Source organism: Achromobacter sp. Marseille-Q0513 (assembly GCF_018195695.1).
Taxonomy (GTDB): domain Bacteria; phylum Pseudomonadota; class Gammaproteobacteria; order Burkholderiales; family Burkholderiaceae_B; genus Achromobacter.
On sequence record NZ_JAGTJY010000380.1, the window covers coordinates 1 to 1,064 of the forward strand.

General features: G+C 74.6%; 1 protein-coding gene. It reads left to right on the plus strand.

Annotated elements, in window-relative coordinates:
* Nucleotides 1-1,064, plus strand: a 1,064-nt coding sequence (locus tag KDH83_RS30770; protein WP_212322846.1) for a hypothetical protein, incomplete at both ends; no start/stop codon positions are given.

Consider the following 1,064-nt stretch of genomic DNA (forward strand, 5'->3'; position numbering starts at 1 on the left):
CAGTCGCGCATCGAGATCGTCAGCGGCGGCGACATCCAGTTCCAGGGCGGTTCGCTGGCGCTGGCCACAGGCGGCCAGATCGCGGCCACGGCGGCGCGGCGCAGCTTCGTGGCGCAGGGCGCCGAGCTGGACGTGGCCGGCGCGGTGGGCGTGCGGATCGCGATGGCGTCCAACAGCGTCAAGATCAACGTGCAGGGCAACGAGCTGCGCGACGCGCCCAACAACCGCGACGCGGCCAAGCTGTTCAACGGCGAGCTGTGGGTGGACCGGCGCAGCCTGATCCCGGTGGCGGCGGGCGTGGGCGGCTACGAGGGCGAGCGCTGGTACACGGCCGGCGGCCTGCTGGAGGTGGGCGGCTACCTGGCCAACCTGGGCCACGGCATCGGCGAGTGGGCCGCGCAGGGCGGCACGGTGACGCTGGGCGGCAAGGAAGTGGTGGCGCAGTCGGGCTCGCGGATGAACCTGGCCGGCGGCACGCTGGACGTGGCCGAGGGCGTGATCAACCTGAGCTGGCTGCGCGGCGCGGACGGACGCTTGTACGAAGCGTCCAGCGCGCCGGCCGACCGGGTCTACGCCGGCCTGTACCGGGGTTACGAGGACCTGCACGGCCGCTGGGGCGAGAAGGCCACGCGGCGCTTCCTGAACCCGGTGCTGGCGCCGAGCACGCGGCGCGAGGCCGGCTATACCGTGGGCCGGGACGCGGGCCGGCTGGTGCTGTCGGCGCCCACCGCCGTGGTGGAAAGCGAGATCGTCGCCACCGTCTACGACGGCGCGCGCCAGACGCGGGCGCGGGCGGCCGGGGCCGACGGTTATGGCCAGAGCCAGCTGGCGGTGGCGCGCGCCGGCGGGCTGGCGCTGGGCAACTACGGCGCGCTGGGCCGGGTCAACGTCTTCAATACCGACGTCAAGCTCGGCCGCTACGCCGATATCACCTTGGCGATGGCGGCGGGCGACGCGCTGGCGGCCGAGCGCAGCGGCACGCTGTGGCTGGACAGCGCGCGGCTGTCGGCGATGGGGCTGGGCGGGCTGGACCTGGCGACCGGCGGCGCGCTGACGGTGGCCGA